Source organism: Winogradskyella helgolandensis, assembly GCF_013404085.1.
In the GTDB taxonomy this organism is placed as follows: domain Bacteria; phylum Bacteroidota; class Bacteroidia; order Flavobacteriales; family Flavobacteriaceae; genus Winogradskyella; species Winogradskyella helgolandensis.
In genome coordinates, this window is sequence record NZ_JABFHO010000001.1 from 1,758,253 (window position 1) to 1,782,542 (window position 24,290).

The following is a 24,290-nucleotide window of genomic DNA, read 5'->3' on the forward strand; positions in this document are numbered from 1 at the left end:
GTTTAAATTATTTTTTTAAAGCAAACTTTGCTTGAGGCCATTCTCCTGAAATAGGGTCGTTTTCTTGAACTTTCCCAGGCGTACTTCTGCCCTCTTTTATTTGTTGGATCAGTATGTCTTTTAATTCCTTAACTTTTTCAGGAAATTGATCGGCAACGTTATTTCTCTCTTTGACGTCCTTTTTTAAATTGTACAGAATTTCTTCCGCATTAACATCTTTATGTATTTTTGTTTCGCCAGAGGCCATAATACCTGAGTTTGGAGATACAATTAATTTCCAATCTCCTTTTCTAATCGCAAAAACACCATACTTGTCATGATGAATAGTGGCATCTCTTAAATAATCTCCTTCATTGGTTAATAAAGGCATCATGCTAAAACTATCTTCGGCCTCATTATCCTTAAAATCATAATCGATAATGTCTGCACATGTTGCCATAAAATCTGTAGTACATATGGTGGCCTCTGAAACCGAATTTGGTTTTATTTTTCCTGGCCATTTTACTAAAAATGGGACTCTGTGACCTCCTTCTAAATAACTTCCTTTATAACCACTATATATATAACTTGGACTGTGTTTTTCCTTTTTTAAAGTTTTTAAATCGTTAGTAGTAGCAAAACCGTTATCGCTAGTAAAGATGACCAATGTGTTTTCGTCAATGCCTTGTGCTTTTAATGTTTCAAAAATACGACCCATTAAATCATCTATCATGATTACAAAATCGGCATAAGGACTTTTAATGTCGCTTTGACCTTTCCATGGTGCAATTGGTAACACGGGATTATGTGGAGAAGGCAAAGGAATGTACATAAAAAAAGGTTGGTCTTTTTTGGCATTTTCCTTAATGAAAGCAATAGATTTATCTACAACATTTGGTAGTACGTCTTCATGTTTAAAATCATCCGCAATATCTCCTCTAATCCAAGTGGCAAATGGTGATTGTTTTTTGGTTTGAGCCGAAATCCCAGTTGGCACCATGGTCGCCTTATTATTTTCTATATACACAAAAGGTGGCATGTTTAGGGATGCTGAAATCATATATGAATAATCGAAGCCCATATCATTAGGTCCAAACTTTAAAGGTTGACTATAATCAATAGCCTTAAAATTCAAGCGATCTGATGTATCTGAAAAATGATCAAACTCTTTGCTGTTGTTTTTCATCGTCCAATTTAAACCCAAATGCCATTTTCCAATACTTGCTGTTTTATAGCCCTTATTTTTTAGCATCTGTGCCACTGTTAATCTGTTTTTCTGAATTAAACTAGGTGAATTTCCCCAAGTCACAAATTCTTTTAAAGGCGTACGCCAATTGTATCTTCCAGTTAAGATGCCGTATCTTGTTGGTGTACACACAGAAGAAGAGGTATGTGCATCTGTAAACTGCATACCTTCTTTACCCATTTGATCTAAATGAGGTGTTTGTATTTTACTGTTTTCGTTATAAATACTTAAATCTCCAATACCCAAATCATCTGCCAAAATGTATATGATATTTGGCTTTTGGGGTTTTGGTTCTTCTGTAGTATCGTTATTATCAAAACTGGTAAGCATAAAAAGTGAAGCTAATAATAAGCTACTAATTATAAGTATTTGAGTTGTTTTAGTTTTCATAATTATTCTAATTGTTTTTCAAAGTTACTTCAATAACATAACCTAAGGCATCTGTATGTATATCTGTTACTGTAGTTTGTAAGCCGTTTTCATTTTGATCCCAACTAAGAGCTTTTTCGCTTCCTAATAGTTTTACTTGTTCAATATCTCCTTCACTTTCTTTTAATGATTTTATTAGAATCTCTCCTTCTGTATTGGTGAGTGAAATAGCGTAAACCTTGTTTCCTTTAGCAGTAAACCAAAAATCTTTAGATGTAAAATCTCTTTTGAAACCTTTGGCAGCTCTATGACCTGTGCCATCTAATAATGTTTCTTCTTGGCCTTCGTTTGGTGTTTTCCAACGGGTTGTTCCGTAAACAGCATCTGCATTTTTATGAATCCATTTTCCCATCTCACGTAGGTTTTCTGCACTAGTTTCTGGTACGTGTCCTTTTCCATCAGGACCTATATTTAATAGGTAGTTTCCACCTTTAGATAGAATATCGACAAAGTAGTAGAGTAGTTCTTTTGGACTTTTCCAGTCTTCATCATAGGATTTATAACCCCAAGAATTATTCGTAGTACCACAAGTTTCCCAATACTTTTCTAGGGTTTCTGAAGCCGAAGGAATCTTATTATCTCCTGCATCTAAATAATCACCAAATGCATAACCCACTCTTCGGTTAACTAAAACGTTCGGATTGTTATCATAAACGAGTTTATAAAACTGAAAGGCTTGTGCTTCTGTAGTAAAACCTGTGCCATCAAACCAAATTAAACGCAGTTCAGGTAACATGGTTAGTAATTCTTTTATTTGTGGATAGGCTTTGTTTTCCAGATATGATTCATGTGTGTTTTCACTTGGATCCCATAAATTTTTACCATTTGGGTGTGTATAAATCCCTAAAGAATCGTTTACTTTTTTGACGTTCTTGTAATTCCCATCGGTGCCATCCATCCAATCATTACCATGAGAATAGTAGACTCCGAAATCTATACCTTCTTCTAAACAAGCGTTATAAAGTTCTTTTATGATGTCTGCTTTGTAAGGCGTGGCGTCAACCATATCAAATTCAGAATGTTTAGAATTAAACAAGGCAAAGCCATCATGATGTTTTGAAGTGATGACGATGTATTTCATACCAACATCCTTAGCTAATTTTACTACATTTTGAGCAAAGGATTTATCTGGGTTAAAGTTTTTGGCTAATGCTCTGTAGTCTTCTCTAGGAATTTGAAACGCATACATCAACCACTCCGCAACTTTTGGTCCTGGATGCGGTGCGTTGTTAATTTTAGTGCCTTTCCATAGTCCACCAGCTTGTGAATATAATCCCCAATGAATAAACATGCCGAGTTTGGCTTCTTTAAACCGTTTTAATGCTTCTTGTTTTTCCTTGGATTGGTGCATGGCTAACCATTCTTGATGATACTTACCAGAACCAATAGGTTTTTTATAATGTGGAATTATTCTTAAGCTTTTAAAATCGGCTTCAGTCGTTATAGAAAGTGTCTGTTTTTCTGTGTTTTTTATTGAGAATATGTTTTTGAATTCTGAAACTATGTCATTCGAATTAATAACGTAGTTTTTCAATAAGGATGCTTCAAATTCTTGTTCACCTATTTTTATTTTTACAGATTCATTATTTTTAAAGGATGCTTCAGTTGAAACCATTTGAAGTACATAATCTGAAGGGGTTTTTACCTCAAAAGTCCAAGAAAATGTATGTCCTTCTTTAGTTGCATCTGTTTTGTCTAATACGATCCAATTATCAGTTTGATTGAAACGCTTGTTTTCAGATACATTAGCTTTTTCTTTTGTTGTACAGCTATATTGTACGATTAAGGCTATAAAGAGCGAACATATAAGTACTGTGTTGATTTTTAATCCCTTCATGATTATAACGATTTTATAATAACATCTAAGCTTACACCTAAAGTGGCTTTTGCAATGGTATTTAATTCGTGTTCATCGCCTTTCAAATGCATCGTAGTTTGGATATGAACCATGATTTCATTTGGTTTTAAGGCTGCCGCTGGTGATGAGGTTTCTAACTCATAAAATGGTCCCATTGGCGGAACACCTGGTTCTGGAGAACCATCATTATAAGCATTTATGACATCTCCTGCAAAAGGTTCTTCTTGGTGCTCCCATGCTGAATTCACATAGCCATGAGACGCTTCTTGTGTATTATAAGTCACCAAAGTCAAAACTTTACCTAAAGCATCATAGCTTCCAGCAATTCCTTTTGAGCGTTTTGAGTTGATACCAATTTTACTCCGTTTGGTCCCATCTCCCTTAAAAAACAATACATCCTCTTTTACTTCTAAATAGTCATTAGGCACCTTACCAAAATAGGTGTCATTTACCTTTTGTCCTAACACAGTTTCTTTTCCCTCTTTAAAAGGAATAATCATAGTCGTTTCTGGTGAGGGGTTATACATTCCTAAAATCCATATAGAGGGTAATCCCGTTTCTGGTAGCCATGGTTGATCACCAATATTTGTAATTTGATTATTGGTTTGATAGCCTACAAACTCAATGTTTTCGGAAAACTGTGTTCTCAGGGTATTTTCAATGGATGCTTTATTTAAAATAGAAATGGAACGTCCAATACCCATTTTAAAAATGGTTCCACTTTTATTTATGAGTTCACAATGGTGTTCAAACGTCGCCGAATGATCTGTATGAGAAACCAAAGTAAAAGCTTCTGTATCTATAACAGCTGGAGTTTTCCAGTTTGAAAATTCAAAATCGTCTTCTGGTTTAAAAAAGAGCGAAAACTGACCTCCTTCAGGACCTAACCAAAAACGTTCTTCACCTCCAAATACATAAATCTGATTTTCTAAGCGTCCCTCACGTTCTTCTTCTGAAAGAAAACCAGCTTCAATGACTTTTTTGTTAATCCATCCAAAACCTTCGCCTTCAGCTACATTTGTAGTGCTCGTCATAACACGTCCTTGAAATTGAGGTGCAATAACTACAGCACTCTGTCTTTCTTGCAAAACAATAATATCGGTATGTTTTTTTAGAAAGGTGAGGTCTTTAGAAAAACCGTGGTCTTTTTTCATAGTATCAATCATAGTTTTAGAATAGTTGTGTCCTGATAAATTCATTAGAATCTCAAATCGTTTTGCTACGAGATAAAAATTTTCAAGGTTACTAATTTGCAATTTCTTTTAGATTAACCTCATATCTAATTCAACCTAAAAGATATCTCTTTTAAATAAATAGATCATTTTAGATGCGCTAGAAATCATGACATTTCAGCTTTTTAGTTTTTTTCGGCAATCCCATTATTCGGACTCCAATTAGGAATCCCTTGGGCTTCTAGTTGCTCATAATATTTGGTATGTAATGGTTGTTGTTTTACGCGTTTTCGATTTTCGTTTATCATAAGTGGAATAGAGGCAGACCACCATTGGTTATAAGGTTCTTGAAATTTGGCCATCACATCAGGATGTTTTGAAGCCACATTTTCGCGCTCTTCAGGATCATTACTAATATCGTATAACTCTTCATTATTAACAAAACGCCATTGCTGACTTCTAACCGCCATTTTAGTGTATTTGGCTTCGTTGACCATTCCAGTTTTCCAGCGTCCGCAATGCACAAATAGCAAACGGTCTTCCCAATTTGTCGCTGTATTTTCTAATAAAGGGATTAATGACAAGCCTTCTAAAGGCTGCATTGTTTCTGGTAGCTTAGCTCCAGTTAATTCCGCAAAGGTCGGGTATAAATCTAAGTGTGCGGTAAGTTGGTTAATGTCTTTTCCTTCGGTTAAAACACCTTTCCAATACAAGAAAAGTGGGACGTGATCTCCACCTTCGTTCGGTGAGTTTTTTCCACCTTTAAGATTGGCATTAAAATGTTTTACCTTTTCTCCATTTAAAGTGCCTCTTAAATGTGTAGCTCCATTATCTGTGGTAAAAATGACTAACGTATTGTCTAAGGCATCCCATTCTTTAAGTTTGCTCATCAATCTTCCGAAGTTGTCATCGATGTTTTCAATCATGCCATATCTACTCGCTGTCCCGTCATCATAGCCTAATTCTAAAAAACGTTTTTTGTAGGCTTCAGGTGCAACTAATGGTGCATGAGGTGCGTTAAGAGATAGGTAGGTGAAGTATGGTGTTTCCGTTGTAATCTGTTCTTTTGTCCAGGCTAAAGCAGCATCGAAAAACACATCCGTACAAAAGCCTTTGGTTTTTACAATAGTTTCATTGTGAAGTAAAACATTATCAAAATAAACATTGTCTTTATTCGGTGGGAAATCTCCTAAACTTACTTGGCCAATACCACCACCTCCATGCATTAAAACTTCGTTAAACCCTCTGTTTTGTGGTAGATAGTCTTCAGCATCTCCTAAATGCCATTTCCCAAAAAGTCCGGTTTTGTAGCCTGCAGATTGCAAGGCTTGAGGCAGCGTGTACACATCCAAAGCCATGCGTTCGCGCTCTAGAATGGTATGGGTAACCCCAACTCTAAATTCATGACGCCCACTTAGTATAGCAGCGCGTGTTGGAGCGCAAGTAGGACTTACATGGTATTCTGTAAATCGTGTTGATTTTTCATAGAACGCATCAATATTTGGCGTCTTTACAACCTCATTTCCCATACAAGACAAATCGCCCATGCCTTGATCATCTGTCATCACAAAGATGATATTAGGCCTGCTGTATTTTAACGTGCTTGCGTTTTCTTGGGCATAGCCCATTTGAAAAAAAAATAGGAAACACAAACAAAAGTTGGTAACTGTATTTTTCATGATTCCTATTTTTATCTTCAACATTTAATTACTTAACTTTATGAAATTCGCCTTTTACCATAAATCGATTCTCATCGATTAAAATAATACCGTATTCTTTTGCTTCCTTTGGAACTGTAAAGGTGTATTCTAAATTATTGCTTCCAACTGCAACAGGTACTTTGATATACGTAGATTTTACTTTACTTTTCTTACCTTTTTTATTAGCCTTAGCCTTGTCTGAGATTTTTACAAGTGCATAGCTTTCAATCACATTCGATTTTCCTTTTTCTAATTGAATTGCAACTTGACGAGATTTTGTATCAAAAACATCATTCACAATAACCGGAATGGCTGATACTCCATCTTCGGTTTTAAATTTAGAAGGGTCTTTATAAGGCAATTTGGCATCATAGTCTTTCAGATAGTTTTCTAATTTTGAAGCTAAGGCTTTCGTGATTTCTGGCTCTTCTTTGGCAATATCATTCTGTTCTTCTAAATCATAACGCTTCCCATCTTTATACAAACGATGCAATACATAATTACCGGTGATAAAGTTTTTATATAATTTATAGTCGCCAGATCGTATAGCAGATTGATTTTTAGTCTCGTCGCCGTAAGGGTAATGCCACCATAAATCTTCTCGAGGTTTTCCATTATTATCTTTAACCTCACTTTCATTATTTAATAAGACACCTGAAACATCCAAACCATCTAAATCTGAACGATAGTCAGCAGGAATTTTACTATTGGTAAGGTTTAAAATGGTTGGGAAATAATCTAACTGATTAATTAAAACATCGTGTGTTTTTCCTTTTGGAATCTTTGGTCCAGAAATGAGCATCGGTACTCTAATACCGCCTTCTTCTGAATATTTTTTTCCCTTGTCTAAAGGGGCATTATCCGACATCACTTCTGCTTTACGAGTTTCCGCTCCACCATTATCAGATGAAAAAATGATATAAGTGGTCTCGTATAATTTTTTACCTGGATTTCTAGGGTCGTCTGTTTTCTTTAATAAATCTATCACACGACCTAAACTCCAATCTAAGGTGGTTACCATAGCCCCAAAATAAGGGTTATTCTGACCTTCTTTAGTCCATTCAGTATCTACTTCAGGAAGTTCTACTCCTAATTTATCAACATAATAGTCTAGTAATTCACGATTTTTTGTGTGAATAGGGTAGTGTACCATCCAATGTGCTAAATATAAAAAGAAGGGTTCTTCTTTGTTATTTTGTATGAATTCTAAGGCATTTTCAGTCACCGGATCAGTTGGATATGAAATGCCTTTAGGCGATTCCTTAGTGAAAGGGAAATACTTTTCTTCACTTAAGCGATAAGCATCATTTTTATCATGAGTTGCAAAAGCTGTTAAGCGCGTATTCGGTTTTCTTGGACCTTGATGCGCTCCTCTAGACTCATGTGCAAAATCAAAACCTTGATTGGTGGATTTTTGAATTTGAAGACTTCCAGCATGCCATTTTCCAACATGTCCTGTTTTGTAGCCATTCATTTTTAAAGCTTCTGCGATGGTAAAGTTTTCAGGCATTAATCCTTCTGGGAAATAAGGACTCATATATTTTTCATTCCTCTGAGCCTTAGGAATGCCTCCTCCGCTCACATTAGTGATTCCTGTTTTAGCAGGATGTAATCCACTTAAGAGTGCAGATCGCGAAGGCGCACAAGTTGGTGCTGGCGAATACCCATTGGTAAAGTTGATGGCATCTTTTGCTAACGCTGTAATGTTTGGTGTATCCCAAGCACAAGGTTCGTCTAAATCGTTTAATTGTACATCTTGCCAACCCAAATCATCAGCATAAAATATGATAACATTAGGTTTTATTAATTTGTCTTTTTCCTGACTAGTTACATCGTTCGAAGAAAAAAAAGCTAGTAATACTAGGATTATGAATGTGTTGTTAGTTTTCATTATTTATTTAAAGCTTGAGTTTTTAGTTGATTTTATGAAATTCACCTTGTACCATAAATCGATTTTCATCTATTAAAATAACCCCATATTCTATGACGCCTTCAGGAACAGTAAACGTGTATTCTAAATTGTTTTTACCTGATTCTAAAGGTATTTTTATGTAGGTCGTATCATGTTTTCCATATTTGCCTGTCTTTCCGTTCTTTTTCTTTTTAAGCTTGGTTGCTATTTTTACCAAGGCATAAGGTTCAATCACCCTAGTTTTTCCTTTTTCTAAGGTTATAGATACTTTACGGGAATTCGTATCAAAGGCATCGCTAACAATTACTGGAATCGATGCTGCAGTACCATTATTTCCTTCACTTTTAAATTTTGAAGGGCTTTTGTAAGGATATTGCGCATTGTAATCTTTTAGATATTTTTCTAATCTTGAAGATAAATCTTTTACGACTTCTGGCGATTTGTCTGCAATATCATGCATTTCTTCTAAATCGGCTCGTTTTCCATCGTTATACAAACGGTATAATTCATAATTACCTTCAATATGGTTTTTATATAATTTATAATCTCCACGTCTTATGGCAGATTGCATTTGGTGATCTTGATTATGTGGGAAGTGCCACCATAACTCTTCTCTAGTTTCTCCTTTGTTATTTTTTACAACACTTTCATTACTTAACAACACATTTGAGATATCTAATCCATCTAAATTTGAACTGTATTTAGCAGGTATTTTACTTTCTGTAAGATTTAAAATGGTTGGAAAAAAGTCCAATTGATTAATCAGTACATCTTTTGTATTTGCTTTTGGAATATCTGGACCAGAAATAACCATAGGCACTCTAATGCCACCTTCTTGAGCATATTTTTTACCTTCATCTAAAGGAAAGTTGTCTGTAACGATATCTCCATTGGCTTTTTCTACACCTCCGTTATCAGAAGAAAAAATAATATAGGTCGTTTCATATAATTTTTTACCAGGATTTCTGGGATCGTCTGTTTTCTTTAATAAATCGACCACACGTCCTAAACTCCAATCCAAAGTCGTTACCATAGAGCCATAAAACGGGTTGGTTTGCCCTTCTGTTTTTATAGGAATATCTACTTTAGGAAAATCTATTCCTAATTTATCACTGTAATATTGTAGTAATTCTTTGTTTTTGGTATGAATAGGAGCATGGACCAACCAATGTGCTAAATATAGAAAGAACGGCTCTTCTTTATTAGATTCAATAAACTCCAATGCTTTTTCCGTTACCATATCTTTCGGATAGGAAATGCCATTAGGTGATGCTTTTGTAAAAGGTGGATATTTTTCATCACTCAATTGATATGGATCATTTTTTTGATGCGTTGCAAATTCAGTGAGGCGGTTGTCTGGTTTTTTAGGGCCTTGGTGTGCACCTCTAGATTCGTAAGCAAAATCGAATCCCTGATTTGTTGATTCTTGAATATCAAGAGTTCCTACATGCCATTTTCCAACATGCCCCGTTTTATAACCGTTCATTTTTAAAGCTTCTGCAATGGTAAAGTTTTCAGGCATTAATCCTTTTGGAAAAAAGGGAGCCATATAATCTGAACGTCCAGCAGGTGTAGGTATGGCGCCTCCGCTTACATGTGTAACTCCTGTTTTAGTTGGGTGTAAACCAGAAAGCAATGCCGCTCTAGAGGGTGCGCAAGTAGGTGCCGGAGAATATGCATTGGTAAAGGTTATTCCATCTTTTGCTAATTTGGATATGTTAGGCGTTTCCCATGGACTTGGTTCGTCCAAATTGTTTAATTCGGTATCTTGCCAACCTAAATCGTCAACATAAAAAATGATGACATTCGGTTTTATTAAATCCTTTTTTTCTTGACTAATTCCATAATTAGAAAAGAATAATAAAATTGCAAGTGCTGTTAAAAGTGATTTCATTTTTTATTTATAAAAAATTAAGGGTTAGTTTATTTCCAATCCAATTGGGCTGTTTTGTTTTGTATATCTAAGGTTACGTCTAAATATTCAAAAGATCGTGTGTAAATGTAGCCTTCACGTAGGGCATAGCCTTTTGGTGCTCCTAGGTTTTTCTCATACTGCGGAAACGTTTTAAGCCAAACCGCAGATTTTTGAATATCATAACCATCATGTGGGTAAACATAACTGTGTTTTTCAGCACAGACTAGAAAAATAGCCAATAGATAATCTAAGCGTTTTGTAAAATTTTCATTTATGGTTACTTTTTTTCTAGCATCATCAATACCTGCTTCAGCATTTTCTAATCCTTTACCAATACCAAGAGACATAGCTATAACACTGCCTTCTCTTGCTGATTTTTGAACAGCCTCAATACCTTTTGCTAGGTAATCTTCATAAGTCATGCCAAAACTTTCATGTTCAAAGCCTTCTATGTAAGAACCATCAAAGAATTTTAAGTATTCCCTTCCTGAATCTTCAAATTCTGGTCGCACACGAAGAATATTTGCAATTAATAAGTTGTCTTTTCCTATTTGAGCGTCTAAATCTGCCATCATGGATAAATAACCAATTTTAATTGCTTCTCGTTTTTCTTCTCCAACACGATTGTTAAAAAACATAGGCACTAAAACTTTAATATTGGCATCTAAAAACACCCCATCAATAAATGGGCTTTCGGTAACTTTTTTCACATGGTTTATCCAATATTCACGAACATAGTCTTCAGAGATATCAAAGAAGCCTGTTCTACCGTTTGGCATCAACGCTTTTTGTCCTTTAGTGTTAACTAATAAAGCTTCGGGATGTTTATATAAGAATTCTTCATCTTCATTATAACCTCCCCAGTTTACAATAACATTCTTGTAGTATAATATTTTAGCATCAGGATTTATTTTTTTTACCGCTTTAGCTGCTCTAATAGTCCCTGTTTCCGTGGATCCATACGCTTTACTTCCCGTTGTTTTTTCAAAGGTTATTAAAGGGAATTTTGAAAGGTAGGTTAGCTCCTCTTTTGTAAATGCTTCAGATTTACGCAGATGCATATACAACGGCATTTTGTCCCAAGAAAATTCAGGTAATTTTTGTTTTACTAAAGCTGTCTCTTGTTTTTGTACTGAACACGTACATAAAGAAACGGCTAATAAAACTACTAAAAAGGACGATTTAAAATGCATTGTTACCTCTCGTTAATTTAATTGTATTTTTAGCTATTCTGTGATTATTTTAAAACAAATAGCCGATTGATTTGGGATATTTTTAAAATCATATGTAATAGCCAAACCATCTTTGTTTCGGTTCCAGCTAATGGTTTCATCGCTACCTAACAACTGTATCTCTTTTATATTCTTTTGTAAGAGCCCATCTTGCTTTAACACCTTAATCAAAATATCTTCTGTTGGAGGTGCTAATAGAAAAGCGTAAAGATTTCCATCTTTTGTGGTAAAACGAATGTCTTTTTCTGAGAATTCCTTTAAGTTCTCACCAGCGCGTTTTGTCACAATTTCTAAAGGCCCTTCCCCAAAAGTTTTCCAAGGTCTGGTATTGTAAATACCGTCTTGATTTATTTTTACAAAGGCACCAAAGTCGCTTAACATTTTTATTTGATTTTCAGGAATCGTTCCATCCCCTTTTAGCGCCAAATTAATCATTACAATACCATTTTTACTAATCGCATCAATAGCATTACCAATTAAAACATTTAAAGACATTTTAGTGAAAGCATCTTTTCTGTAAAACCAGCTTCCAGATAAATCGGTTGCCCATATCCATGGATGCTCTTGTTGTTCCCCAAACATTCCGCGTTCTAAGTTATACGTAAATGCAGCTTTATTCTCTTTAGCATTTTTAAAGGATAAGACAGTGGTTTGTTTGCCGTTATTCTCTTTTAAATCCCTATTTAAATACTCTGAAAATAGTTTAACACCTAATCCTTTTCCGGTTTTTATAGTTGGATAAGGCGAATCGTTATTAAACATGTCAGGATCGTATTTCTCTATTAAATCCCAAGACCGCTTGTACCAATGTTCGTTCCAGCTATCTTGACTCGCAAATTCTTTAGTATCATAATCCATATTAAAGAATTCCCATTCTGGTGTGCCTTTTTTCTGAAATTTCCGAGCCGTCCTAAAAAAGCGAGGTGACCAATATAAGTGTGTAGATACTCCAAATTTTAAATCATGTTTATATGCCGCATCTTTCCATTCTCTAAGGATATCTTTCTTTGGGCCCATTTTTACAGAATTCCAAGGAAAGAAAGAATCATACATGTCAAAATTATCATGGTGTGTTGCCACTGGCATTATAAAACGTGCTCCAGAAGCTTTAACAAACTGAACAATCTTATCTGCATCAAAATTTTCAGCTTTAAAATCTGCTATAAATTTTTCGTAACCAAATTCTGAAGGAGGTCCATAACGTTCCGTATGCCATTTGGTTAATCTTACGGTTCGCAGTCTGTCTGGTTCATTTCTAGCATCATAATCTTCATCACCATACATTCGTCTTCCGTAGTGTGATCCATCTTCAACTCTGTTTTCGTCTATTGAAGACGGAATTCCCCAATGCATCCAAACACCAATTTTACCATCTTGAAACCATTCTGGAACCTGATAGTTTTCAGCCATAGATTTCCAATTCGCATCAATTACTTTTTCAGCCGACTTAGTTTGACCGAAAACAAAACAAGTACTTAATGTAAAAAAAAAGATGATTATAAGCTTTTCTATAGACATCTGTGTTCATTTATCGTATACATACAAAGTAACCATTTACTAATTTATTAAGGCTTCTCTATTCCGTCATTTTTTTGCTGTAAAAATTCAAACGCACTGATATAGCTTGATTCTTAATGGGTGTGGTTGAAATGAGAAAATTTTAAAGCGAACTGAGCAAGCTGATTTATCTTATTTGATACATATTTGTAATCACACAAACTAACTCATCATGTCATGAAAAAAAATAAAACTAAAAGCTTATTGTTTTTGATTCTGCTCCAATGCTTTATTGGTTTTGCTCAAGAACAAATTATTACAGGTAAAGTTACAGATGAAAATAATATCCCTTTACCAGGAGCAAGTATTATAGAAAAAGGCACTAAAAATGGTGCGACGACTAATATGGAGGGTGAATATACTATACTGTTAAAGAATGTTGATGCTGTATTAGAGTTTTACTATTTAGGTTTTAAGTCTGTAGAATATTCTACTGCAGGAAAGAATCTTATTAATGTTAAGATGGTAACCGATTCCGAGTCATTAGATGAAGTTGTTATTAATATAGGAATACGTGCTTCGCATTTAGCTGAAGTAAGAGCTAAAAGAGATGCAGCTACTGTAATAGAAGCTATTACACCAGAAGATATTGGGGATTTTTCAGACACCAACGCAGCAGATGCTTTGCAAAGAGTTGCAGGAGTACAAATAGAAAGAGATGTTGATGGGGTGTCTGGAGACAGAGTTTCTATTAGAGGTATAGGGCCACAATTTGTTGGTGTAACAGTGAATGGTCGTACACCTTTATCTGCAGGTAATGAAGGTAAGTCTGATTTTAGAAAGTTTAATTTAAATGTTATCCCTACCGAAATTATTTCAGGAGCAAGAATTCATAAGACAGCCCAGGCTAAAGAAGTAACAACGAATATTGGAGGTTCTGTAGATTTTCAAACTATAAGACCGTTAGACGCAAGATATAGAAAGAAGAATTATTTTGCTAGTATAAATGTAAGAGGCGCATCTAATACACCAATTGATGAACTTGATTTTGGTCAAAGATTTTCAGGTGTTTATGGAACAAAAATAAATGATAAACTGGGTATTGCTGTTTCAATTATTTATGCCGATGAAGACAATATAAAAGATGAAACTTCTTTAAGAGGAATTACACAGGGTATAAATCTTACCGATGAAAATGGGACAGAGTATTCTGATGTAATTGTGGGAAGAACCATTAATAATTCATTGTTAAGAAAAAATGAAGTGCGTTTTGCAACATCTGCAGCTATACAATGGAGACCAATAGAAGAAATAGATATGGTATTAGACTATACCCGAACAAATGTAGAAGCTAATTCGGATAGACAGCAATTTCAGATAGGTTTGGGTAGTACAGGAGCTACTCAATTGTTAGGAGGAAACCATATTTTTGATGAAGGAGATCTTGATTTTAATGGAAATATATTAACGTATATAAGTCCTTCTTCAGAAGACAATGCTAGGACTACCATTACGAATGCAAATCAATTTTATGATAATCACTCAACCAATAATATAGTTGGTTTAAATACAACTTTTACACCAATAAATAAATTAAAAATCATATCAGATATTTCGTATTCTGATTTAGATTTTTTTCAAAATTTAACACAAATAACTCACAGAGTTCAAGGACGTAACGGAGGATATGATCAAACAAGTTTAGATATTGATTTGAGAGGGGAAATTCCTAGTTATGGATTACCCGCAGAGGCTTTTGATCCAACTTCTTTCGACCTTAATAGAGTTTCACGCAGACTGATTAAAACTAAAGGGTATAATTATGCTACAAAATTTGATTTTGAATATGAGTTTGATAAAAAATCAAAAATAACTTTTGGAACTAGATATGCGGTAACTGATTTTGAAGCTAGACAAACAACTTCCTCACATACAGATAGTGATCAATTAAGTGGTCTGTATGGAGGTATTGTAGCGGAACTAAATGAAAGTGGTGCTTATAGTGATCTTTTAGGAGAAATTACAGGCGTAGGTTTTAATGAAGGCAATGTTGCTGGTTTGGAAAACGGATGGGTTAGAGTCCCTGGGCAAGCTGTACTAGATTTATTACCAGGGTATGCTGATATCGATGGAGGAAGTATTTTTGATTTTGATATAGATTTAAAAGACGTAGAGGCAGAAGAAAATAATTTAGGTTTTGATGCTAGAAGATCTTATGGTGCGAATGAAGCTAGTACTGATTTTTATACACAAATGGATATTAAAACAGCACTATTTAAGCTACCTGTAAGTTTTAATTTTGGAGTTAGAGCTGTAAGAACACAAAATAAATCAAGAGGATTTAGTGGAGTAACATTCGAAGATGCAGATACTGGTGATGATCTTGATGAGTTTTCAACAGAGAATTTTTACTATGAAGTAGAAACTTCAAGATGGGACGTATTACCTAGCTTTAATGCTAATTTATCATTAAAAAGAAATGTGAAGTTGAGATTAAGTGCTTATAAAGGAGTTTCAAGACCAAAGTTTGTTGATCTAATTCCAAACAATGAGATTACTTTTCTAACCAATATTGATCCTGCAGATGCAGCAGACTTAGCTAATTCGGGATTAAGAGGAACTATTGTTTCTGGTAACCCTGACTTAAAACCTTATACAGCGTGGATGTATGATACTACTTTGGAGTTTTATACTAATAACGGAGGTGCTTTTATTTTTAGTGCTTTTTATAAAGATCTTAAAAATTATATAGTAAAAGCAGTAACACCAGATCAAACATATCCAGGTGAAGAATTATTAGGGATACCATTACCTGATGGCACAGGTGGTACTGATGATTTGACTGGTTTGTTATTTGATATAACCAAGCCAATAAACATTACAGATGGCCGAATTTATGGTTTTGAAGTGGGACTTAATCAACACCTTTCTTTCTTACCTGGTTTTGCAAAAGATTTTGGTATAAAAGCCAATTATTCTTACGTAGAGAGTGAATTTGATGGAGATTTAGGGGAACAAGCTGATGGTTTTCCTGGTACAGCTAAGCATAATGCTAATGGAACTTTATATTATGAGCGATCTGGTTTTTCACTAAGGTTTACGGCAGCTTATAGAGGTGATTACCTGAGTAATTTAGGCGCTATCGGAGGAAATACACGTGCAGATGAACCACACTATACTGAAGGAAGCACAACCCTTGGGATTACCCTTAGAAAGAGTTTATTAAATAAAAAATTACAATTTAGTGCAGGAGTATCTAACCTTACAGGTGAGGATATTCGAAGGTTTCAAGCGGGTGATACTCGAAATTTTTCAGCTTACTATAGTAGAAACCCTATTTGGAAATTTACAATGAGATATAAGTTTTAATAATAATTCTTGAGAATCATTAGCTAGATAACTTCAAATGACTCTCAAGACTATATCAATGCCATAAATATTAAAAGTCTAGAAAGACTAACAAAAGTTTTACAATCAATAATAGTACGTATATGTTTAAGAATAGATGTTTTATAGTGACCGTTTTACTAATCTTAATTAGTGTTTTGGACATACATTCTCAAGAAAAGGATAAAAAAGGAATGGAAGAAATGTGGGGTGAAACTAGTGTTACTGGTGATGCCTTAAAAAGTGGAAAAGCAAAGTTGTTTGATGAAGGCAACTACGGCATGTTTATTCACTGGGGTTTATTTTCAAATCTAGGTGGAGTATGGGAAGATAAAACCTATTACGGTATTGGTGAATGGCTAATGAGCAAACGTGTGGCCGATATTTCTCCAGAAGACTATATGGAAACCGCCAAAACGTTTAATCCTACCGAATTTGATGCTAAGTTGATTGCGCAATTGGCAAAAGATGCTGGTATGAAATACATTATCATTACCAGTAAACACCATGAAGGTTTCGCGATGTTCGATTCAGAGGCGAGCGACTTTAATATTGTAGATGCCACACCATTTGGTAGAGATCCTATGCACGAGTTATCTGCGGCATGTAAGGAATTAGGACTTGGATTCGGATTTTATTATTCTCATAATCAAGACTGGACAGCACCAGGTGGTACTAGAGGTCCTAAGGTTGATGAGCATGGTAACAAAATGGATTTTAAAGATTACTTCTATAACAAGTGTAAACCTCAGGTTAAAGAAATCTGTACCAATTATGGTGATATAGATTTCGTATGGTTTGATACTCCTGGAGATATGCCAAAAGAATACGTCGTAGAACTAGCCGATATGGTAAGAGAATTACAGCCAAACGCTATGATGTGTAGTAGAGTGGGTTATGGTATGGGAGATTATGCCAGTATCGGAGATATGGAAGTACCAACGAGAAATGTTGAAGGCCTTTGGGAAACTGCAGATACAAATAATGATTCTTGGTCTTATGCTTGGTATGATAATAATTTTAAAAGTCCGAAGAAAATCCTTGGTCGCGTCATTGAAACAGTCGCTAGAGGAGGTACCTATTTATTTAATGTTGGTCCGGATAGCAACGGTGCTATTCCAAATATAGGGATTGAGTTTTTACAAGAATCTGGTCGTTGGATACAAAAATATCCACAAGTTATTTATGACGCAGGAAGTTCGCCTTGGGGTTTTGCATTGCCTTGGGGAGATGTCACTACAAACGATGAATCTCTTTATTTATCTGTAAGTGAATGGCCAACGGATGGTAAATTATACTTACCTGGATTAAAGTCTAAAGTAAAAAGCATTTCACTTCTAGATGGAAATGAGAGCAGTGCATTAGACTATAAAAAGGTGAATGATTGGTTAGTTATAGATGTGCCTTTCAAAGCACCAGATGAATTAATATCTGTAATCCAAGTTAAACTTGAAGACGCAGAACCTATTGTAGAAACAAACTTAGGCATCTATCCAAATATTCCGACAAGATTATTAACGGAATTTGGTGAAGCTGAAGGCGCAGAACAAAAAAATGTGCGTTGGATGGAAAAATTTGGCGAATGGAAACACGCCAATCAGGTAAGTAATTGGGAAGAAGACGGCATGGTTTGTTGGGAGGTTAATGTTAAAGAACCAGGGTATTATTATCTAGATTTAGAATACAAAGGTGAAGGACGATTGGTTTGGAAAACAACAACAGATGAAGGTGTAAAAGTTCAAAACCAGCAAGCAGCAACCGATAAGTATGCCTATCGCAGAATGGGAATTTTAGAATTTAAAACGGCTGGTAATCATATAATAAAAACGTCTTTGGTTGAGGGTGATGCGCAAACATCTAGTCTAAAATCTATTAAAATTTTACCAATAAAGTAATTATAGTATCATGAAGTTAGCCCTTTTACATAAAAGTTTGTTTTTAGTCAGTTTGTTTCTATTACAAGCTGCCTTTTCACAAAGCGATAAGCATTATCCAAAATTTAGTTGGGATAAAGTGCCAGTAGCGTTTCACTTCGGTAAAAAAGGTGACCTTTTAACTAAATCTGAAGCGAAATTTATAGCGTCTCATTCTAACTTCACTGTATTAGAAAAGGCACATGGTTTTCCAAAATACAAACATTCAGAAGAAGCTATTTCAGCTGATGCAAAAGTGCTAAAGGATTTAAATCCCGACATGAAAGTCGTATTCTACTGGAATGCTTTTTTAGATTATAATATGTATAAAGCGCATGAAGATTATCAAACAAAATCAGATTGGTGGCTTAGAACAACAACAGGTGAACTAGATTTAAAAGATGGTAAATTAAAACGCTATGATTTATCTCATCCCGAACTTAGAGATTGGTGGTCTAATATTGCGTTAGACAATTTAAATAATGAAAACATTGATGGCGTTTTCTTTGATGCCTTAGTTCAGGTAACAAATCCAGGTAATAAACGCTTATGGGGAACTGAAAAATATGATGCCATACAACAAGGGTTAAAAGATTTAATAAAAGAAACTAGAGCTAAAATTGGTGAAGAAAAATTAATCGTTTATAACGGTATACGTTCCACACCTGTTAGAAATAGTGGTAATGATTTTCCGGATTCTACAGATGCCATTATGATTGAGCATTTTGGATATTTTAATAGCAAAACGAAAGAGAGTATGCTTCAAGATATTCAAGAGATGGAAAAAGCAGGTAAGAGTGGTAAAATTGTAGTGTTTAAGACTTGGCCAGAAAATGCATGGGTAAATAAAGGGTTTATGGCTAAATCTGATAAAGAAAAAGCGGAAATTTCTAAAGAACACTTAACGTTTGCCTTGGCTTCTTTTTTAGCTGGTGCACAAAAACATTCGTATATTATCTATAATTGGGGATATCGCTTAAATATGGGGTCACTTTTATGGTATCCAGAATTTGATAAGCCTTTAGGAAAGCCTTTAGACGAGATGCAAGTTGATGATTGGATTTTAACTAGAAATTATGAGCATGCCAGTATTTGGGTCGATTTAGAAAACAAGAAAGCGACCATTGATTGGAAAAAACAAAGCTAAAACAATGAAGATTAGCACCTACTTTTATTTTTTAATGTTGGTGTGCTTAACAGCCTGTCAACAACAAACGCAACAAACAAAACTAACGACTAAGGATAATAAACCCAATATCATTATATTCTACGCTGATGATATGGGTTATGGAGATTTGGCCATTCAAAACCCACAATCTAAAATCCCAACCCCTAATTTAGACCAACTTGCTAGAGAAGGTCTACTCATGACAGATGCTCATAGTTCTTCAGGTGTTTGTACGCCAAGTCGGTACGCCTTATTATCTGGTCGTTATCATTGGAGAGATTTTAATGATATCGTACATGCCATGGGCGAATCTGTGTTTAAAGAAAATCAGGTGACTTTACCTCGAATTCTTAAAAATAACGGTTATCACACAGCAGCCATTGGGAAATGGCATTTGGGTTGGAACTGGGAATCCATCAGAAAAAAAGAGATTACTGAAAAAATAAAAGCGAAACACGGAAAGAGGGACGTCGAGATTTGGCCAGCTCAGGCTTACGATTGGGATCAACCTATTCCTAATGGCCCCTTATCTATAGGCTTTGATTCTTATTTTGGCGATGGTACTATCAATTTTCCACCCTATACTTGGATTGAAAATGATAAGGTTACAGAAGCGCCAACAATAACATTAGAACACCCAAAGGAAGATTTTGCCTTAGAAGGGAACTGGGAGCTAAGACCAGGACCAGCAATTAAAGGTTGGGACTTTTATAACGTTTTACCTACGGTTACAAGGTCTGCAGTCAGCTTTATTAAAAAACAAGAAAAAGCGGAAAAACCGTTCTTTTTATATCTGCCTTTTCCGTCTCCACATGCACCAATAATTCCAAACGAAGCATTTAGAGGAAAAAGTAAAGCAGGTCCTTATGGCGATTTTGTATATCAAACAGATGATGCTATAGGTCAGGTTTTAGAAGCTTTAAAATCTATTGATGCAGAGGAGAATACCATTGTCATTTTTACTTCAGATAATGGATCGGAGCGTTATGCTTACGATCGTATTAAAAATTACAATCACGATAGTTCGCGTCCCTTTAGAGGCGTTAAAAGAGATGTTTACGAAGGTGGCCACCATGTACCGTTTATTGTAAAATGGCCAAATAAAATAAAATCAGGAACTAAAAGCACTCAATTATTTAGTCAAATTGATATTCTAAATACCTTAGCATCAATTACAAATAGTGAGTTACCAAAAGGCTTTCAACATGATAGTTATAATTTTTCTAAGTTGTGGTTAAAAGAAAATAATAAGGTTGTAAGGGCGAATATTATTCATAATACATTTACACCCAAATATGCCGTTAGAAAAGGATATTGGCTGTATATCAATAACAAAAATGGTTATCACGCCAGAATACCAGAATGGTTTGAAGAAGGACAGCGTTTTGCAACCGCTAAGGATACCGTACAACTCTTCAATCTTAAAGACGATATTGGGCAAACGACGAATTTAGCAAGTCAATTCCCAAAGAAAGTCAAGGAGCTGGCAACAGTATTACTAAAAGAACAGGAAACAGAAACGTTTAAAAATTAATTCTATAATGCGCATAAACCCATTAAAACACATTGTGTTAGGTGTCGTAGTTATGACGATGCTTTCATGTAACAACACTAAAAAAGAAGTTGTAGCGGAGAAGGATGATACAAAAAAAGAAGATTCAAGGCCAAACATCATTTTCATTTTTGCAGATGATTGGGGTTATGGAGATTTAGGAGTGTATGGAAACACGGAAGTAGTGACTCCAAACATAGATAAAATGGCAGCTGAAGGCACACGTTACACACAGTTTCATGTTACAAGCGGAGTGTGTTCTCCAAGTCGATCTTCGGTTATCACAGGACATTTTCCAGCCAGACATCGTGTTCATGGTCATTTTGCAGGGAATGAAGTGAATGCCAGACGTAACATGCCTAATTATTTAAATGATTCTTTATCTGTTTATTTACCTAAAACCATGCAAAAAGCAGGCTATAAAACAGCACATTTTGGAAAATGGCATTTAGGAGGTGGAGGTGAACCTCATGGAGATCCTTCAGCGCCAGAACCTAAGACTTATGGTTATGATGAGGCTAGAGTCTGGAATGGAAACGGACCAACATGGAAAGGTGATCAAAAATGGCCAACCACACGATTTATGGATACGGATACCTTATGGGTACAAAGTTCGAGTAAGATTGCAGTTGATGAAACGATTGATTTTATCAAGAAAAATAAAGGAAAACAACCCATGTTTGTTAACCTTTGGCTAAAAGATCCGCATACACCTTTATGGCCTTCAGAAGCGCAACGTGAATCTTTTAAAGGATTATCACCAAGTAAAGAAACCTATTATGCGGTTTTGAAAGATGCCGATTTTCATGTTGGACGTTTACTAGAATCCATATCAAAAATGGGATTAGATGATAACACATTAATTATTTTTTCTAGTGATAATGGTCCTGCAGCATACGGACCGTCATTAGAAGCAGGTTCTACAGCAGGTTTAAAGGGAAGAAAAGTAGATATTTATGAAGGTGGTGTGGTAGTGCCTTTCATAGTAAAATGGAAAAATCACGTCCAAGAAAACAAAGTAGATTCTACAAGTGTACTATCTACGGTAGATTTATTACCAACATTTGCAAGTCTAGCAGAAACCGAATTGCAAAAAGACTATAATATAGACGGTGAAAATATAAGATCTATTTTGGAAAATAATAGCTTTAAAAGAACAAAACCATTATTTTGGGAATGGCGTTTTACAAAAGAGAATTCAAATCACTGGGCACAAGGAGCCGTTAGAAAAGGAGATTGGAAACTTTTATTTAATGAAAAAATTAAAAAAGAAGAACTTTACAATATTTCTAAAGACCCGTTTGAAAAAACGAATGTCGCAGAAAATAACGAGCAACTCGTAAGTGAGCTTAAAAGCTTATGGATGGATTGGAAAAAAGAATTGCCTAAATAGATAAAAACGGTTTTGTATAAATAAATAGACATCATCTACTTTTAAAAAATAGAATTAAAATGAATAAAAAAATAATTGTATTAATGGCACTTATGGGACTTACATTTTCATGTACGTCTCAGTCTGGAAAAACAGCAATATCTAATAAAGCAAAGCAACCTAATGTCATTGTAATCATAACCGATGATCAAGGTTATGGAGATCTTGGTGCCCATGGGAACACCTTAGTTAAAACACCTGCCTTAGATAAATTCCATGAAGAATCGGTGCGTTTAACAGATTTTCATGTGGGGCCAACTTGTGCACCTTCAAGATCGGGTTTAATGACCGGACGCTATGCGAATAGAGTTGGGGTTTGGCATACCATCGGTGGTGTGTCTATTTTAAGAGAGGATGAAGTTACTATGGCTGACGTGTTTCAAGACAATGGATACGAAACAGCGATGTTTGGTAAATGGCATTTAGGAGATACCTATCCTTCTAGACCACAAGATAAAGGTTTTAAATACACTATTGCGCATGGTGGAGGTGGAGTAGGACAAACACCAGATTATTGGGACAATGATTATTTTGATGATACCTATTTTAAAAATGGAGTACCTACAAAGTTTGAGGGCTATTGCACCGATGTTTGGTTTGATGAAGCTATAAAATATATTGAAGATAAAAAGGACGAACCATTTTTCGCCTATATTTCTGCAAACGCACCACACCTTCCATTTAACGTTCCGGAAGCTTATTATAACAAATACAAAGATTTAGATATTCCTGAGTTTCAAAAGATATTTTACGGAATGATTACCAATGTAGATGACAACTTTGCAAAGCTTCAAAAGAAACTGGAAGACTTAAATATTGCAGAGAATACGATTGTTATTTTTATGACGGATAACGGAACGGCTTCAGGCTATAAAACAGTAGGAGGTAAAAAACACGGTTTTAATGCAGGCATGAAAGGTACTAAAAATAGTGAATATGAAGGTGGACACCGTGTACCATTTTTTATATCGTACCCTGGAAAGCAGATTGAAGGCGGTAGAGATGTTACCGATTTAACAGCACATTTAGATATTTTGCCAACTTTAGCGACCTTATGTAATTTAGAATTACCAGAAGGACAAAATGAAATGGATGGTTCAGATATTTCTTCATTGATTTTAGGTGAAGAAGAAACCATTGGTAGAGATTATCTTATTACTGATTCTCAGCGTGTGCAAAGTCCTATAAAATGGAGAAAAAGTGCTGTGATGTCAGACAAAATGCGATTAGTTAATGGTAAAGAATTATACGATATTTCTAAAGATCCAGGTCAAGAGCATGACGTAGCAGCACAGTTTCCTGAAAAAGTAGAACAAATGCGAGGCTATTATAACGAATGGTGGAGTTCTGTTTCTACGGAGTTTAATCAGTTTCCTATTATTGTTTTAGGATCAGATCAACAAAATCCAATAGAATTAACCTGTCATGATACACACGTACACGATTCTAAAATTCCATGGAACCAGAATTATATTAGGGAAGCGCAAAAGAATCCTGTTGGAGGTGAATTTACCGTAGCCTTTGAACAATCTGGAACTTACACTATTGAGTTGAGTAGATGGCCTTTTGAATCTAATTTAGCCATTAATGCGGCTGTAGAAGGCAAAGAAGGTACCATTTCTACAGAAGCAATAGCAGAAGGTAGAACGATGAACTTTAAATCTGGTGGTGTAAAAATTGGAGCTTGGGAACAAACTAAAGCTGTAGAAAAGGACGCAAAAGTAATAAGCTTTAAAGGTAATTTCACCAAAGGAAAAACGGATATGAGTGCTTGGTTCACAACTGATGAAAATGAAGATTGGGGCGCTTTTTATATTAGAGTGACTCGAATATCTAAGGAGTTCTCTTTAATAGATTAATAAGCTTAGAGATTGAAAAAATACTTGATTTTATCCTTT

The 24,290-nt window shown here is 35.1% G+C and carries 14 protein-coding genes; 6 read left to right on the plus strand and 8 right to left on the minus strand.

What is annotated here, in order from left to right:
* Nucleotides 1-7: 7 nt before the first annotated feature.
* The 8 genes from HM992_RS07120 to HM992_RS07155 all read right to left on the minus strand — a co-directional run bounded on the left by HM992_RS07120 (nt 8) and on the right by HM992_RS07155 (nt 12,961).
* Complete coding sequence (locus tag HM992_RS07120; RefSeq protein ID WP_229720460.1) at nt 8-1,615, minus strand: sulfatase family protein; 1,608 nt, start codon at nt 1,613-1,615, stop codon at nt 8-10.
* Between the two features lie 7 nt (nt 1,616-1,622).
* Nucleotides 1,623-3,491, minus strand: a complete 1,869-nt coding sequence (locus HM992_RS07125; RefSeq protein WP_179319192.1) for an alpha-L-fucosidase — start codon at nt 3,489-3,491, stop codon at nt 1,623-1,625.
* 2 nt (nt 3,492-3,493) lie between these two features.
* A complete protein-coding gene (locus HM992_RS07130; protein ID WP_229720461.1) occupies nt 3,494-4,711 on the minus strand; it encodes a DUF6786 family protein in 1,218 nt (405 codons plus the stop codon).
* Nucleotides 4,712-4,869: 158 nt separating this feature from the next.
* Nucleotides 4,870-6,363, minus strand: coding sequence for an arylsulfatase (locus HM992_RS07135; RefSeq protein WP_179319193.1), 1,494 nt, complete (start codon nt 6,361-6,363; stop codon nt 4,870-4,872).
* A gap of 28 nt (nt 6,364-6,391) precedes the next feature.
* Nucleotides 6,392-8,275: a sulfatase gene (locus HM992_RS07140; protein WP_179319194.1), complete on the minus strand. Its 1,884-nt coding sequence runs from the start codon at nt 8,273-8,275 to the stop codon at nt 6,392-6,394.
* Between the two features lie 22 nt (nt 8,276-8,297).
* Complete coding sequence (locus HM992_RS07145; protein ID WP_179319195.1) at nt 8,298-10,190, minus strand: sulfatase; 1,893 nt, start codon at nt 10,188-10,190, stop codon at nt 8,298-8,300.
* A 29-nt stretch (nt 10,191-10,219) separates the two neighbouring features.
* Complete coding sequence (locus HM992_RS07150) at nt 10,220-11,404, minus strand: putative glycoside hydrolase (RefSeq protein WP_179319196.1); 1,185 nt, start codon at nt 11,402-11,404, stop codon at nt 10,220-10,222.
* 33 nt (nt 11,405-11,437) lie between these two features.
* Nucleotides 11,438-12,961 (minus strand): alpha-L-fucosidase, encoded by a 1,524-nt coding sequence (locus HM992_RS07155; RefSeq protein WP_179319197.1) that lies wholly within the window; start codon nt 12,959-12,961, stop codon nt 11,438-11,440.
* Nucleotides 12,962-13,177: 216 nt separating this feature from the next.
* Between HM992_RS07155 and HM992_RS07160 the strand changes: the two genes are divergently transcribed.
* The 6 genes from HM992_RS07160 to HM992_RS07185 all read left to right on the plus strand — a co-directional run bounded on the left by HM992_RS07160 (nt 13,178) and on the right by HM992_RS07185 (nt 24,251).
* On the plus strand, nt 13,178-16,309 hold the full coding sequence (locus HM992_RS07160; RefSeq protein ID WP_179319198.1) for a TonB-dependent receptor: 3,132 nt from the start codon (nt 13,178-13,180) through the stop codon (nt 16,307-16,309).
* A 176-nt stretch (nt 16,310-16,485) separates the two neighbouring features.
* Nucleotides 16,486-18,222: an alpha-L-fucosidase gene (locus tag HM992_RS07165; RefSeq protein WP_229720462.1), complete on the plus strand. Its 1,737-nt coding sequence runs from the start codon at nt 16,486-16,488 to the stop codon at nt 18,220-18,222.
* Nucleotides 18,223-18,232: 10 nt separating this feature from the next.
* Entirely contained in the window at nt 18,233-19,387 is a 1,155-nt protein-coding gene (locus HM992_RS07170; protein ID WP_179319199.1) for a putative glycoside hydrolase, read from the plus strand.
* A 4-nt stretch (nt 19,388-19,391) separates the two neighbouring features.
* Nucleotides 19,392-20,942: a sulfatase family protein gene (locus HM992_RS07175; RefSeq protein WP_229720463.1), complete on the plus strand. Its 1,551-nt coding sequence runs from the start codon at nt 19,392-19,394 to the stop codon at nt 20,940-20,942.
* Between the two features lie 7 nt (nt 20,943-20,949).
* Entirely contained in the window at nt 20,950-22,353 is a 1,404-nt protein-coding gene (locus HM992_RS07180) for a sulfatase family protein (RefSeq protein WP_179319200.1), read from the plus strand.
* A 59-nt stretch (nt 22,354-22,412) separates the two neighbouring features.
* Complete coding sequence (locus HM992_RS07185; protein ID WP_179319201.1) at nt 22,413-24,251, plus strand: arylsulfatase; 1,839 nt, start codon at nt 22,413-22,415, stop codon at nt 24,249-24,251.
* The last annotated feature ends 39 nt before the right edge of the window (nt 24,252-24,290 follow it).